The organism is Campylobacter sp. US25a, assembly GCF_004379075.1.
GTDB classification, from domain to species: domain Bacteria; phylum Campylobacterota; class Campylobacteria; order Campylobacterales; family Campylobacteraceae; genus Campylobacter_D; species Campylobacter_D jejuni.
Genome location: NZ_RYYM01000003.1, coordinates 110,175 through 125,319, shown reverse-complemented (window position 1 = coordinate 125,319; position 15,145 = coordinate 110,175). Strand labels below are relative to the sequence as shown.

Annotated in this window: 16 protein-coding genes; 7 read left to right on the top strand and 9 right to left on the bottom strand. The window is 29.7% G+C overall.

The features are described from left to right. Positions 1-40: 40 nt before the first annotated feature. The 8 genes from ELQ12_RS04120 to gatC all read right to left on the bottom strand — a co-directional run bounded on the left by ELQ12_RS04120 (position 41) and on the right by gatC (position 6,336). Complete coding sequence (locus ELQ12_RS04120; protein WP_002870805.1) at positions 41-829, bottom strand: shikimate dehydrogenase; 789 nt, start codon at positions 827-829, stop codon at positions 41-43. Then, positions 826-1,644 carry an SPOR domain-containing protein gene (locus ELQ12_RS04115; RefSeq protein WP_070261165.1) on the bottom strand — a complete coding sequence of 273 codons (819 nt, stop codon included), beginning with the start codon at positions 1,642-1,644 and terminating at the stop codon, positions 826-828. The genes ELQ12_RS04120 and ELQ12_RS04115 overlap by 4 nt, the downstream gene beginning before the upstream one ends. Before the next feature lie 13 nt (positions 1,645-1,657). Continuing rightward, complete coding sequence (locus tag ELQ12_RS04110) at positions 1,658-2,203, bottom strand: DUF1882 domain-containing protein (RefSeq protein WP_070261166.1); 546 nt, start codon at positions 2,201-2,203, stop codon at positions 1,658-1,660. Further along, the gene (locus ELQ12_RS04105) at positions 2,200-3,444 is read right to left on the bottom strand and encodes a serine hydroxymethyltransferase (RefSeq protein WP_070261167.1); all 1,245 of its coding nucleotides are present in this window, start codon (positions 3,442-3,444) and stop codon (positions 2,200-2,202) included. Before ELQ12_RS04105 ends, ELQ12_RS04110 begins: the two co-directional genes overlap by 4 nt. Continuing rightward, positions 3,441-4,946, bottom strand: a complete 1,506-nt coding sequence (lysS, locus tag ELQ12_RS04100) for a lysine--tRNA ligase (protein WP_070243268.1) — start codon at positions 4,944-4,946, stop codon at positions 3,441-3,443. Before lysS ends, ELQ12_RS04105 begins: the two co-directional genes overlap by 4 nt. After that, positions 4,947-5,420 (bottom strand): Fur family transcriptional regulator, encoded by a 474-nt coding sequence (locus ELQ12_RS04095; RefSeq protein WP_002854230.1) that lies wholly within the window; start codon positions 5,418-5,420, stop codon positions 4,947-4,949. Position 5,421: 1 nt separating this feature from the next. Further along, a complete protein-coding gene (locus ELQ12_RS04090) occupies positions 5,422-5,985 on the bottom strand; it encodes a CvpA family protein (RefSeq protein ID WP_070261204.1) in 564 nt (187 codons plus the stop codon). A 66-nt stretch (positions 5,986-6,051) separates the two neighbouring features. Next, positions 6,052-6,336 carry an Asp-tRNA(Asn)/Glu-tRNA(Gln) amidotransferase subunit GatC gene (gene gatC / locus ELQ12_RS04085; RefSeq protein WP_052858558.1) on the bottom strand — a complete coding sequence of 95 codons (285 nt, stop codon included), beginning with the start codon at positions 6,334-6,336 and terminating at the stop codon, positions 6,052-6,054. 144 nt (positions 6,337-6,480) lie between these two features. Here gatC and ELQ12_RS04080 point away from each other — a divergent pair, with 144 nt between their 5' ends. The 7 genes from ELQ12_RS04080 to ELQ12_RS04050 all read left to right on the top strand — a co-directional run bounded on the left by ELQ12_RS04080 (position 6,481) and on the right by ELQ12_RS04050 (position 12,646). Beyond that, positions 6,481-7,059, top strand: coding sequence for a hypothetical protein (locus ELQ12_RS04080; protein ID WP_002870798.1), 579 nt, complete (start codon positions 6,481-6,483; stop codon positions 7,057-7,059). Next, positions 7,056-8,054 (top strand): hypothetical protein, encoded by a 999-nt coding sequence (locus tag ELQ12_RS04075; RefSeq protein ID WP_002870797.1) that lies wholly within the window; start codon positions 7,056-7,058, stop codon positions 8,052-8,054. The genes ELQ12_RS04080 and ELQ12_RS04075 overlap by 4 nt, the downstream gene beginning before the upstream one ends. Further along, the gene (locus ELQ12_RS04070) at positions 8,051-8,341 is read left to right on the top strand and encodes a hypothetical protein (RefSeq protein WP_002854689.1); all 291 of its coding nucleotides are present in this window, start codon (positions 8,051-8,053) and stop codon (positions 8,339-8,341) included. The genes ELQ12_RS04075 and ELQ12_RS04070 overlap by 4 nt, the downstream gene beginning before the upstream one ends. After that, positions 8,328-8,957, top strand: a complete 630-nt coding sequence (locus ELQ12_RS04065) for a type III pantothenate kinase (RefSeq protein WP_002870796.1) — start codon at positions 8,328-8,330, stop codon at positions 8,955-8,957. The genes ELQ12_RS04070 and ELQ12_RS04065 overlap by 14 nt, the downstream gene beginning before the upstream one ends. A gap of 118 nt (positions 8,958-9,075) precedes the next feature. After that, the gene (locus ELQ12_RS04060; RefSeq protein WP_070261168.1) at positions 9,076-10,422 is read left to right on the top strand and encodes an FAD-dependent oxidoreductase; all 1,347 of its coding nucleotides are present in this window, start codon (positions 9,076-9,078) and stop codon (positions 10,420-10,422) included. Positions 10,423-10,470: 48 nt separating this feature from the next. Continuing rightward, positions 10,471-11,913: a pyruvate kinase gene (gene pyk / locus ELQ12_RS04055; protein WP_070261169.1), complete on the top strand. Its 1,443-nt coding sequence runs from the start codon at positions 10,471-10,473 to the stop codon at positions 11,911-11,913. Positions 11,914-12,010: 97 nt separating this feature from the next. Next, entirely contained in the window at positions 12,011-12,646 is a 636-nt protein-coding gene (locus ELQ12_RS04050) for a hypothetical protein (RefSeq protein ID WP_070233639.1), read from the top strand. A 30-nt stretch (positions 12,647-12,676) separates the two neighbouring features. Here ELQ12_RS04050 and pflB read toward each other — a convergent pair whose 3' ends face one another. Further along, a complete protein-coding gene (pflB, locus tag ELQ12_RS04045; protein ID WP_052949549.1) occupies positions 12,677-15,139 on the bottom strand; it encodes a motility protein PflB in 2,463 nt (820 codons plus the stop codon). Between the last annotated feature and the right edge of the window lie 6 nt (positions 15,140-15,145).

The window sequence follows — 15,145 nt, the reverse complement described above, 5'->3', positions numbered from 1 at the left end:
AGAAAATTAAATTTTCTCATACAAAAAAATAACTATCATTCTACTTTAAAATCAATGCTTGTTGCATTGCATTTTTTATCATCTCTCTTTTATCTTGTATTTCAAAAAAAAGCTCAAAAGCAAAAACCCCTTGCCATAAAAGCATATCAAGTCCATCTTTAATTTTTAAATGATACTCTTTACACAATCTATAAAAAGGTGTTTCTCTGCCATAAATTACCTCAAAAGCAAATTTAGCTTTAGGTAAAATTCTACCTAAAAGCTCCCTATCACAAGGTAAATTTTCATCTTTTAATCCAGCAGAAGTTGAATTTATAACCAAATCAAAATCAAAATCTTGCAAGTCTTTATAAAGATAAGTTCGATAAGCTAAAAAATCTTTAAATCTTTCTTTGCTGCGATTAGCTATATACACCTCTATGCCTTTTTGTTTTAATGTATAAGCAAGTGCCAAAGCTGTACCTCCAGCACCTAAAATCAAAGCTTTTTTTATATTATCAAAATCCTTAATAGCTTCTAAAAAACCTAAAGCATCAGTATTGTAAGCGTAAATTTTGTCTTCTTTTAAGCATAAAGTATTTGCAGAGCCAATATTTCTAGCAAAATCATCCTTCACATCAGCAATATCTAAAGCTTTTTCCTTAAAAGGCAAAGTAATATTAGCTCCACTAAGTCCTAATTTAAAAAAATCTTCTCTTAAACAGTTAGCATTTCTTAAATGATAGCGTGTATAAATACTATCAAGCCCTAAGGCTTTAATAGCATTATTATGCATTCTAGGCGATTTAGAGTGAGAAATAGGATCGCCTATAACTGCTAAAAATTTCATTTTAAAGTAAAAGAAAAAGCATCTTTTGCAATATCCTTACGGATTTTAGCAAGTTCTACTGCAATATTTGCCTTTTCAAATGGTCCTATTAAAACCTTAGTAATTTCTTTACCTCCAACTGTAGTTTTATAAAGTTTATAATCATAACCTTTTTGTTTTACAGAAGCAAGTTCTTTTGATTTTTGATCCAAATTACTTACTGAGAAAATTTGCACATAAATACCCGATGCTAAACCACTTGGATGTACAGGTTTAGCATCAACATTTTTAAATAAATCATTTGCATTTTGTTCTTTTTTAGGAGTTTGTTTTGTGCTTTCTGTTTGTTTTTTTACTTCTTCTTTAGGTTTTGCAGTTTGTTTTACTTCTTGTTTGGGAGCACTTGCTTGCGGAGTGGTATTTTCTGAAGTAGTTGCTGTTGGTTCTGCTGGAACTTCTTGATCAGGCATAGCAAAATTTGTAGTATCATTGTTATTTGAACTAGAGGTTGTTGTATTTTGAGTTGTATTTTGTTCATCTTGAAATTGTTTTCTTAATGCCTCAAATTGATCTTCTGCTGAAGTATTATCTGTAATTGGCATACTTTCAAAAGAAGTATCATTGTTATTGTCTTGAGTTGCTATAGGTTCACTTGGTAATACACTTTGATTTTGCGTATTTTCATCACCACTACCATTAATAAGTTTCATAACTATCATGATAGCTAAAAACAAAATAACTAAAGCAATAACTCGTAAAAGAATTTTTTTTACTTTTTCACTTTTATTACTTTTTTCTAAAATAATATCATCAAATTCATTTTTTTGATTTTCCATAATTTGTCCTTTCTTACATGTGCTTAGACCAAGAACTTCCTCGTTCTTTTTGATAAACCTCATAAGGCAATATTAAAATATTAAATTCCCTAGGTACATCCATACTAGGAAACACCTTCCATTCTACTGGCATTTTACTTGCAAACATCATTGAAAGTTTAGACGCTAAAGAATAACCTTCGTTTAACGCCGTGTGTCCTTTGTGAATATAAAGATGTAAATGTCCTGGAGTTTTAGTCTTATAGGCTGTGAAATTTATAAAACCTTCTTCTCTTAAAATAAGTTGTGCACGGTGATAAAATCTTTCAGCATTAAAACCATTATAATCAAAGACAATATTTTCTACTTTATTATCTTTTGTTATTAAATCATGAGCGACAACAATTTTTTTAGCAGCGTGTTCTCTCATGACATTTAAATTTAAAGGAGCATCAACTCTTTCAAATTTATCAAAAAATAAGCGACCTCTATGTGTAGTTTTATTTACAATTTTATCGCGTCTTATATAATAATGATCGCCAATTATTTTAATTAGCGACATATCCATTGGTGTAATCAAAACATAGCCCTTTCATAAATAATAAAATTACTTGCAAGTTTTTTTAATTCTTGTTTAATATTCTCTTGTAATTTTTCATTATTAATATCATCTAAAATATCTGCAATATAATTTGACACAGTTTCCATTTCTTTTTCTTTAAAACCTCTGGCAGTAAGGGCTGGAGTTCCAAGTCTTAATCCACTTGTGATAAAAGGACTTCTAATCTCTCCTGGAACGGTATTTTTATTTGCAGTAATACCTGCATTTCCAAGAGCTAAATCTGCATCTTTTCCACTAAATTCACGATCTAAAAAACTCATTAAAACAAGGTGATTATCTGTTCCATCGCTAACAAGTTTAAATTTTCTATCCATTAAAACATTAGCTAAAACCTGAGCATTGGTTCTTACTTGTTTTGCATAAACTTTCCACTCATCGCTAAGATTAAATTTAAATCCTACTGCTTTTGCAGCAATTACATGCATCAAAGGACCACCTTGAATACCTGGAAAAATCGCAGAATTAATTTTTTTAGCAAGCTCTTCATCATTTGTCATAATAATACCACCTCTTGGACCACGCAAAGTTTTATGTGTAGTTGAGCTTACTACATGAGCGTGCGGAAAAGGACTTGGATGCTCCCCTGCTACAACAAGGCCTGCAATATGAGCTATGTCAGCAAAAAGATAAGCACCTATTTCATCGGCAATTTCTCTAAATTTAGCAAAATCAATCACTCTTGCATAAGCACTAGCTCCACAAACTATAAGTTTTGGCTTTTCTTTTTTAGCAATTTCTCTTACTTTTTCATAATCAATTCTTCCATCAAGTTCTACACCGTAAAAACAACTTTCGTACATTTTACCTGAAGAACTTACTTTTGCGCCATGAGTTAAATGTCCACCATGACTTAAATCCATTCCTAAAATTTTATCACCTGGATTAATCAAAGCCGCATAAACACCTTGATTAGCTTGAGAACCCGAATTAGGCTGAACATTAGCAAATTTGCAATTAAAAAGTTTTTTACATCTTTCAATGGCTAGAGTTTCAATCTCATCAACAAATTCACAACCACCATAATATCTTTTACTCGGATAACCTTCTGCGTATTTATTTGTCAAGATACTTCCCATAACTTCCATTACTTCAGGTAAAGTGAAATTTTCACTCGCTATCATTTCAAGACCTTCACATTGACGCTCTAACTCTTTGTTTGTTAAATCAAAAATTTCTTTATCAAACATTTCTAAACTCATTCCTTCTCCTTTAGTTCTGATTTTAATGGACGCATTGCAGGAAACAATATCACATCTCGAATAGATTTTTTGTTTGTCAAAAGCATAACAAGTCTATCTATGCCTATGCCCTGCCCTGCCGTTGGGGGCATTCCATAACCCAAAGCATTTACAAAATCTTCATCCATTTCACAAGCCTCTTCATCGCCTGCATTTTTAGCTTCAATTTGTTTTAAAAATCTCTCATATTGATCAAGAGGATCATTAAGCTCATTAAAACCATTTGCCAATTCTCTTCCACAAATAAACAACTCAAATCTCTCAGCAATCTGAGAATCCTCATCACTACGTCTTGATAAAGGACTTATGGAAATAGGAAAATCAATCACAAAAGTAGGATTGATCAATTTTTCTTCCACATAATTGTCAAAAAGTTCAGCTTGTAAATGTCCAAGTTCAAGCTTTTCATTCGCTTCAAAACCATCTGCTTTTAATTTAGTAAGAATTTTTTCCTTATCTTCGATTAAATCCCTATCTAAACCACCATACTTACAAAGTGCATCTTTATAGGTTATTCTTTCAAAAGGTTTGGAAAAATCTATCATTTTTCCATCAAATTCTATTGTTTTTCCTAAATTAAGTTTATCCAAAAGTAAAGCAAAAAGTTCTTCAGTTAAATCCATTAAATCTTTATAATTATGATAAGCCCAATAAAATTCTATAGTTGTAAATTCGGGATTATGAGTTAAATCCATACCTTCGTTTCTAAAACAACGATTGATTTCAAAAACCGCCTCAAAACCACCCACTATAAGTCTTTTAAGATAAAGTTCTGGAGCAATTCTTAAAAATCTTTCTACACCTAAAGAATTATGAAAAGTTATAAAAGGCTTAGCGTTTGCTCCACCTGCAATCGGATGCATCATAGGAGTTTCTACTTCTAAAAAGCCTTTATTTTCAAAAAAATGACGAATCAAACTCACCACTTTAGAACGCACTAAAAAATCTTTTCTAACTTCTGCATTCATTATCATATCAACATAACGTTTGCGATATCTTTGCTCAATATCTGTTAATCCATGATATTTTTCAGGTAAAGGAACAATAGCTTTTGTAGCGAGTTTTACTTTGCTTGCATGCAAACTAAACTCACCTGTTTTAGTTACAAAAGGAAAACCTTTAACCAAAACAATATCACCCACCTCTAAATTCTTTTTTAAAATCGTATAAAGTTCTTCACCTACGCTATCTCTACTAAAATAAATTTGTAAATTTGTATCCTCATCTTCAATGTTTGCAAAAATCGATTTCCCAGCTATACGCAAAAGTTTCAAACGTCCTGCAACAACAGCATTGACACTTTCATCTCTTTTTTCAATTTGCTCTAAAATATAAGAAAATTTATCCTTAAAAGTCTTTAAAGACATTTCTTTTTCTAAAAAATGAGGATAAGGATTAATCCCTAATTTTTTTAACTCTTTAGCTTTTTCTATTCTTTGCTGCTCTAAAATATTATCAAACATTTATATTTTTACCTTTGCTTTTTGATTATTACAATCGCCACAAACACCATAAAGCTGCATCAAATGCCCTGTAAGTTTAAAACCATGTTCTTTTGCAATCAAGGCTTGCTGTCTTTCTATAATAGGATTTTCGAACTCTATAATTTTTCCGCAATTTTTACATATCATATGATCATGATGAGGTTTATTGGCAAGCTCATATTTTTTACCTGCTGAACCAAAAGAAATGGAAGTTACCATTTCTGCTTCTTCAAGCAAATTTAAAGTACGATAAACAGTTGCAATTCCTACATTTAAATCAGGTTCAGCTTGTTTGATTTCCATATATAAACTTTCGGGCGTGTAATGAGTATCACTGTGATAAAGGGTTTTTAAAAGCACTTCTCTTTGCTTGGTATATTTAAGTCCGCCTTGTCTTAATATTTTTTTAAATCTCTCAAGTAAAACATCATATTCCACATTTTCTATCAGCATATCACTCCCCTTTTTGAGTATTGTTTAAATCACTTACAATATCTTGCAACTTTTCACTAGCATGATCTAGACTATTTTCTGCTAAAGGTTGATTCATAATAAAAGATCCCGTTTCTTTAAGCAAATTTAAAGTATAGCTATTTTTAGCAAAATTACCTAATTTGTCATTTAAAAAATCGATTCTTGCTACACAAAAAACCAAAATTGCAAAAATTAAAAAGATTTTTGCTCCGCCAAATATAAAGCCACCAATACGATCTAAAAAACCTAAGCCACTTAATTTAATCAACTTAGAAAGAAAATTACCCACCAATAAACAAACTATCCAAAAAATAATTAATATGGCTAAAAATCCAGCAAATCCAGCTAAGCTTTGATTTTCTATCTTATAAAAAGTACTTTGTATAAATTCAGCTGCTTGAGTTGCATATTTTGAAGCAATAAAAACACCACCAATAATACCCAAAAGTCCAAAAATTTCTTTTATCAAACCATTGATAATACCCTTAAGCCCTAAAAGCAAGGTAAATCCTAAAATAAAAGCATCAAACCAATAAAAATTCATTTCAATACACTCTCTGATTTTTTGTTTTAAATTTATTCTACAAATAAGCACTAAATGCTAAGTTAATCATTCTATGATTTTAGGAACAACAAAAAAATGTTCTTGTTTTTTTGGAGCACAATCTAAAACCTCATCAATAACATTGCTATTTCTTATCTCATCAATCCTCAAAGGAGCTCCACCTTTTATAGTACTCACAGTAATCTCTTGGGAGTTTAAATCAAGTTCGTTTAACTTTTCAACAAAATTCACAATTTCACTTAACTGTGCAATGGTTTCATTTCTGTTTTTTATTATTTGTAAAGCACTTAATTTTTCAAGCTTGCTTAATAATTTCTCATCTATTTGCATTTCTTAAACCTTAATAAAAAAGTTAAAATTTTGAAAATTATATCATAAAAAGCTTTAAATTGTTTAGGATATTTTGCAATTTATATGATACAATATCATAATTTTTCTATACAAAAATAAAAATATTTTTTTCAAGGATAAATTTTGGGACTAAAAGATAATTTAAAAGTTGTTAAAAACGAACTTAACACAGAAGAACAATTTATAGAAAATTTTATCAAAGGAGAGAGATTTATACGCAAGTATAAATTTTACATATCTGCTGTTGTGATAATTTTAGTTGCTTGGTTTGCTGGAAATTTTATAATCTCAAAAATAAACGATTATAAAACAAAAGAAGCAAATGAAATTTATGCCAATCTAATACAAGATCCTAGCAATAAAAATCTTTTAGAACAACTTAAAAATAAAAATACCAATCTTTACGCTATCTTTTTACTAAAAGAAAATATTAATGATTTCAATAATACAACTCTCCAAAATGAACTAAAACAAATTTATAATAATGCTCAAACAAACACTTTACTTAAAAATATTATCGCATTATCTTTAGGAGATAAATCGATATTTTTAAAAAATTATGATAAATTATTAGAAGCTTACAAACTTTTAGAGCAAAATAAAATCGAAGAAGCTAATGTTTTACTTTCTCAGATAAAAGAAAATTCAAGTTTAAATCAAATAGCTAAAAACCTCAAACATTATCAAGGCATTACACAATGAAAAAAATATTTTTAACACTATTTTGTTTAATATTTCTATGTGCTTGTGGCACCAAAAGACAATATTTTGAACCAAAACAAACCGATGGAGATTTAAGTCATAATAGCAATTTAAAAAGTAAAATTGTTGATTGGAATCTAGTTTCTGCAAAACTTAGCAATAATACAGCTATCTTAAAAAATAATATCTCCATAGACAAGTTTAAACTTCCTAAAAATTATATGCTTCTAGCTTATCAAGATGGGGAATATTTTACTGCAGATAATAATGGAAATTTAAAAATTTTTGACAATTCTTATAATGAAATTTATAATTTTCAATTTGACGCTAGTGTTGTAGGAGTAGCTTCTAATGGAGATGATTTAGCCCTTGTACTTGCAAACAATACTATAGTTCTTGCAAATCGTTCTTTGGGTATTAAATTCACTCAAACCCTAACCTCAGCTCCAGCTCAAGATAGTCGTACCGCTAATCCTATATTTTTAGACAATATCATCGTATATCCAACACTGGATGGCAAAATTTTAATTCTTTCAAGAAACAATCTTCAAGTCATTAAAGATGTGGTTATTTCAGCAGAAAATTTTTTCAACAATGTAATCCATCTAAGCGTAATCGGAGATAAACTTATAGCAGCAACAGCTAAAAAAATCATTGTTGTAAGCCCTGCTAGAACTCTTTATCTTGACGCTGACATAAAAGATGTTGCACTTAGTGATGATAGTATTTTTATTCTAGAAAAAGATGGCACTATTATTAAAACTGATTATAACTTAAGAAAAATTGCGGAAAAAAAATTTGAATTTGCTATTTTTGTAAAAAGCAATATATACAATAATTATTTATATATTTTTGAAAAAACAGGCTATCTTATCAAAATGAATCTAAATTTAGATAATACGCAAGTATTTAAACTTTCAGAAGCTGTTGATAAAATTTCTTTCATGGGGAATGGTAAATTTTACTACGGAGATAAAATTTTAGATTTGCTATGATAAAAATTTTAGAACAAACAATAAAGGCTTTAAAATTAAATTTAAAGCCCTATGACTTAAGTATGTTGACTAGAAAAAAAAGTTATATTTGCGCTAAAGATCAAAATAACATTCTTTTTATGTATACAGGAAAAACAAAATTTTTAATGAAAGATGCCTTATTTTTAGAAAATCTAGCACAGCAAATTAACATAAATAACAAATATTTTTTTAGCATGGCTTCTCTTTGCTCTAAAGCAAAAAATCATCTAGAAATGAAAGGATTTAATATCTATGCTGCTCTGTGACATTGGGAATTCAAATGCTAATTTCCTAGATGATAACAAATATTTTACTCTTAGTATAGATCAGTTTTTAGAATTTAAAAATGAACAAAAAATTTTTTATATCAATGTCAATGAACATCTCAAAGAACATTTAAAAAATCAAAAAAATTTTATCAATCTTGAACCTTATTTTTTATTTGACACAATTTATCAAGGATTAGGAATCGATCGCATAGCAGCTTGTTATACTATTGAAGATGGAGTTGTTGTAGATGCAGGTAGTGCTATTACAATTGATATTATTTCTAATTCTATACATCTTGGTGGTTTTATCTTGCCAGGTATTGCAAATTATAAAAAAATTTATAGCCATATTTCACCACGATTAAAAAGTGAATTTAACACTCAAGTTAGTCTTGATGCATTCCCACAAAAAACCATGGATGCTTTAAGTTATGGTGTTTTTAAAGGAATTTACCTACTGATAAAAGATGCCACTCAAAATAAAAAGCTTTATTTCACTGGTGGAGATGGACAATTTTTAGCAAATTTTTTCGATCACGCAATTTATGATAAACTTTTAATCTTTCGAGGAATGAAAAAGATTATAAAAGAAAATCCCAATTTACTTTATTAAAAATGTTACAAAAATTCTCATTGATATCAAACCTTAATGAAATTTAACTTTTTGTAAAACAAATTCAATTAAACTTCTATTTAGAAAAAAGTTTATTAAAATAAAAAAAGGAAAAACAATGAGCCAACAAGAATTTGATGTGCTTGTCATCGGAGCTGGAATTTCAGGAGCAGCATTATTTTACGAGCTTGCAAGATATACAAATATTAAAAATATTGCTTTGATAGAAAAATATAATACAGCTGCAACATTAAATTCTAAGGGAACGAGTAATTCTCAAACCATTCATTGTGGAGATATTGAAACCAATTATACTTTAGAAAAAGCGCGAAAAGTAAAAAGAACAGCTGATATGATAGTTAAATATGGACTCATGCAAAATGCGCAAAATAATTTCATGTTTTCTCATCAAAAAATGGCCCTAGCTGTTGGAGATATAGAATGTGATTATATGAAAAAACGCTATGAAGAATTTAAAGAACTTTATCCTTATATAAAATTTTTCGATAAAGCAAAAATCAAACAAATTGAACCCAAGGTTGTTTTAGGAGAAGATTGCAATCAAGATAGACCTGAAAATATCTGTGCCATGGGTGTTGAAAGCGGCGAGGTTTTTACAACTGTAGATTTTGGGAAAATGAGTATAAATCTAATAGAACAAGCGCAAAAACAAAATAAAAATACTTTTGTTGCCTTTAATCAAGAAATTATTCACATAGAAAAAAAGGAAGATATTTTTATATTAAAAACCTCAAATCATCAAGAATACCATGCCAAAAGCGTAGTTGTCAATGCTGGGGCACACTCTTTATATTTAGCACATAAAATGAACTTAGGTATGGATAAGTCTTGTTGGCCTGTTGCAGGAAGTTTTTATTTAACCAAACAAAAACTTTTAAACGGTAAGGTTTATATGGTGCAAAATCCTAAACTTCCATTTGCAGCTCTTCATGGAGATCCTGATTTACTTGCTGATATGAACACTCGCTTTGGACCTACCGCACTTGTTATTCCAAAACTAGAACGTTATCATGGTCTAAAATCAGTTCCAGAATTTTTTGAAGCACTAAAACTTGATAAAACTGTTTTTAAAGTAACTTTTAATATGTTTAAAGATGCAACAATTAGAAATTACATCTTTTATAATTATCTTTTTGAACTACCTTTTATTGATAAAAGCTTATTTGTTAAAGATGCCAAAAAAATAGTCCCAAGTCTTAAAGCAAGTGATATTTATTATGCAAAAGGTTTTGGAGGCGTAAGACCACAAGTTATTGATAAAACTAAAGGAGAATTAATGCTAGGTGAAGCAAGCATCACAGAAACCCCTGGTATTATTTTCAATATGACTCCAAGTCCTGGGGCAACAAGTTGTTTAGGAAATGCTGAAAGAGACGCAAAACTTATATGTAATTACTTAGGAATGGAATTTAACGAAGATAAATTTTCTTCAGAATTATTGTAATCATTTTGTTTCTATTTTTAGCTACAATAATTTCAAAAGGAGTTTGCTATGCTTAAAAAAACAAAAATTGTAGCCACAGTAGGTCCAGCAAGTGAAAAGGAAGAAATTCTACGCCAAATGATTATCAATGGTGTAAATGTTTTCCGTTTAAACTTTTCTCATGGAACACATGAGTATCATAAAAAAAACTTAGATACCATAAGAAGAGTAGCTAAAGAATTGCATACTCGTATTGGAATTTTACAAGATATTAGTGGTCCTAAAATTCGTACAGGCGAACTTAAAGAACCATTTGAATTAAAAAAGGGTGATAGAATTGATTTTTATCGTGAAACAATTTTAGGGGAGAAGATTGCTCAAAATCATTATAAAATCAGTATCAATCAAAAATCTATTTTAGATATGTTAAAAATTGATGAATATATTTATCTATACGATGGATCAATTCGTGCTAAAGTAGTAAGCATAGATGATCAAAAAATTGAAACCATTATAGAAAATGATGGTTTTTTAAACTCAAATAAAGGTATTAATTTTCCGAACACTAAAATCAATATTGATGTTATTACACAAAAAGATAAAAATGATTTACTTTGGGGTATAAAAAATGAAGTAGATTTTTTAGCAATATCTTTCGTACAAAATGCGCACGATATTGATGAAGTTCGTGAAATTTTAGCACAAAATAACGCAAAAATATCCATTTTTGCAAAAATTGAAAAATTTGATGCAGTAGAAAATATTGATGAGATTATTAAATCTAGCGATGGTATAATGGTTGCAAGAGGAGACTTAGGTATTGAGGTGCCTTATTATAAAGTTCCTAATATCCAAAAAGAAATTATACAAAAAGCAAACAATGCCTCTAAGCCTGTTATTACTGCGACTCAAATGCTTTTTTCATTAGCCAAAAGCAAAACCGCCACAAGAGCTGAAATTTCAGATGTTGCAAATGCTGTTTTAGATGGAACAGATGCAGTAATGCTAAGTGAAGAAAGTGCCGTTGGTATAGATCCTGCAAATGCTGTTGATATAATGTGCCAAACTATAATAGAAACAGAAAAACGCTATCCATATAACAAATTTAATGATTTTAATGATTTAGACAATACAGATAAAATCATGCGTTCTTCAGCTCATCTTGCAACAGATCTTAACGCTGATGCTATTTTTTCTTTAACAAGTAGCGGAAAATCTGCTATTAAGATTGCAAGATATCGTCCAAATATAGAAATCATAGCAGTAGGACATTCTGAAAAAACCTTAAACTCTTTAAGTATAGTTTGGGGAGTTAATCCTGCGATCTTGGTTAACAAAAGTAATGAACTTACAGAATTATTAAAAGACTCTGTAAGATCAAGTGTTGAAAAAGGTTTTGTGAATGAAGATAAATGCTATCTTCTAACCGCAGGCTTTCCAGCAGGAGTAGAAGGCACTAGCAATCTTATCCGCATTCTCAATAAAGAGCAAATTACTTATTATCTACAATAAAACATTAAATTCCTTTGAAAATAAGGAATTTAATGTCCTTATAAATTTTTTAAGTCAAAAGTCGATATAAATTAAAGCCTCACACAAAGGAGCAAATATGCAAGTGAATACTTTTTCAAATATCGCTAGCATGGCACAAACACAAGTTAGCAATAAGAAGGCAGATGATGCTAAGGAAAACACAAAAGACAAAAATGTTCAAAGTGCTAATTCTAGCAAGGATGTAGATAAAAATACCCTTGAAAAATTAAATGCACTTGGTGGAAAGGGCATTACACAAATTTACCTAGTTCAGTTTCAACAGCAAACAATGAATACTGTAATAGGTTCGAGCAATGCCCAAACTGGACTAGATAGTCTTTTAAATGGTGCCAATTTAGATACTGCGAAATCTATACTTAAAAATATTGATTTTGCATCCTTGGGCTACAGTGGCAAAAATCCACTTGATATGAATACAGATGAACTTCAACAACTTGTAAGTGAAGATGGTTTTTTTGGAGTGGAAAATACAGCCAGTCGCATCGCGGATTTTGTTATTAAAGGCGGTGGCGATGATGTTGAAAAATTGAAAAAAGGTCTTGAAGGTATGAAAAAAGGATTTGAGCAAGCAGAAAAAATGTGGGGCGGAGAACTTCCTCAAATCAGTCAAAATACAATAGATGCGGCACTTAAAAAAGTTAGCGATCGCATCGATGAACTAGGCGGAAAAACTCTAGATCTTCAAGCTTAACTAAAAATGCTTAGAAAGTTCTAAGCATTTTTAGTTGTTATTGATATCAAAAGTAAAAAATTCACTCTTAAAATTATTAGGTAAAGTTTTATACTGAGATATCGCAGCTTCATAGTTCTTTACTTCTTGATACAACATACCAAGAGCTGCTTTACTTTCTTTGTTATTTTTATCTGTAAGTTTAGAAAGCTGCAAAAGCGCTATAGCTGAATTTGGATTATTTGCACCTACGGCTGCTACGGCTGCTAAAAATAAAGTTTTAGTATCTTTAGCTCCATAATCATCAATCAAAGAATTATAAAGCGCATAAGCCTCCTCGTATTGCTGTGCAAAAATATCCAAATAAGCTAAAGTTTGTAAAATACCCTCATCTTTTGCTCCTGAAACATTAATCAACTCTTTAAATTTCTGTCTTTCTAAATTTAAAAGCCCTGCAATATGCATTAAATTAACATAAAATTCCCTAGCTATATTTGGCCCACCAAAAACACTACGATAATCAAGCTTTAAATTTTTAAAATGAATTTGAGCATTTTGAGCATATTCTTTAATATTTAAATTTGAATTTAAAGAATTAAAATACAAAATATTTGCCAAAATATCTTCAGGTAACTCTGAACGCAATTTAGCAATTTTCACATCTACTTGATTATTAAGGTTATTATTTTTAGCAACAATAGCTTCAAAAATCAAACTCAAAGGCGTGTCTTTTTTTGTTTCATCTAAATAAGGAAGCATAGAAATATAATTATTATTAACTAAAAACAACATACTTTTTTGCATATTAGCTTTAAAATTAGAATCAGCAGCTATATTATCAAGAATTTCATTGTAAAGTTTAGTTGTATCAATATCAATTAATTTTGCACAAAACATAGCAAAAGCACCTGCTAAGTAATTTTTAGGATTAAGATGATATGAACTTGAAAAATGCTTATAAGCAAGTTCATAATTTTGCATTTGGGCATAGGTTAAAGCCAAATTATAATGTAAAATACTATGTTCTGGATAATCCTTGATAAGTTTTTGAAATTCTTGGTTAGCAAGGCGTAACTTCTGATTTAATGCATAGTTAATAATATTGGCAATTTTTACATTGGTAGATGAAAGAGCTTTGCTTGCATTAAGATAAATTCCCGCATCAGTACTATCATCTACGAAATCTGTAACATTAGCTTTTTTAATATACAAAGCAGCCTGCTTACTATCAAACACTTGATAAGGTGCAAAATAAAAAAGTAAATCGAATTGATCTTTTTGTTTTTTTAACAAATCTTTTGAAAAAGAATTTTGAGCAACTGCTATATTAAAAAGATCCTTATTTAAACGAACTTGAATTTTATAAGTATCTAAAATCTTATATCTATCTTTATCATTATCATAAGAATTTTGCAAGCGTGCTAACATATCTTGATAATTTCCTGTTTTAATATCAACCAATGTTAAAGCCGCCAAACTCTGATTAAAATCTCTTTCAATTTTCATCGCTGTACTTAAAGCGACTTTAGCTTTAGCATATTCTCCTATTCTAGCGTATAAAAGACCTAAAGATAAACTAGATTCAAAATTGCCTTGAGAATTTAATTGCTGTATAGCCTTGGAATCAAAGTCCATTTTTGCATAAATTTTAGCAGACAAATACTTTGCAACATCAGAATACGGCTCCACATCTGTTCTTTGTAACATTTGTAAGGCCTCAGGGTAATATCCTTTGTAATAATTAATCAAGCTTAAATAATAATCATATAATTTTGATTTTCCTTCTTTTGGAAGATACACTTGAGCTAAATCAATATAATATCTAAATTTTTCCTTATCATTAAGCTTTAAAGCACAAACAGCAGCATTGATAGCAGCTACACTTTGATTTTCTCCATTGGCTATAGCTTTCTTGAAGCTTTCAAAAGCTTCTTGGAATTTATTCTCATTCATTTGAGAAACGCCTAAATTATAATTAGATAAAGATTCATTATATACGGCAACTTGCTCATAAACTTTTAAAGCCTGTTCAACTTCACCCTTTAAATATAAAGCATTTGCTTTTTGGATCATACCATCAATTCTTTGCATATCATTGTATTTATATGATTCATCAGGCATAACAACAGGTTGTTCTAAAGGCTTAGAAGCTATAATATCTGGTTTAATTTTTCCTTCACTAAAAGTTAAATAAAAAAGTGTAAAAACTAAAATACAAATAATCCCCAAAGATAAACCCACAAGAGACATAAACTTACGATCTTTATACCAAGGCGTAAGCTCTTGACTTTCAACTTCTTCAAAAGTTGATACATCTTCAGGCGCACTTTCTCTTGTAAATTTAAAACCACTCTCACTATTTTCTTGAGGTAATTCTTCTGGCAATGATGCAAATTCTTCATCTTCTGGAGCTTGCCCCTCTTGCCCCTTAAATCCCTCTAAACTCTCATCGAGTCTTGGTTGATTTAAGCCATCTTCAGGTTTTTCTAGTATTATATCTTCTTGTTCAGCCATCTATAC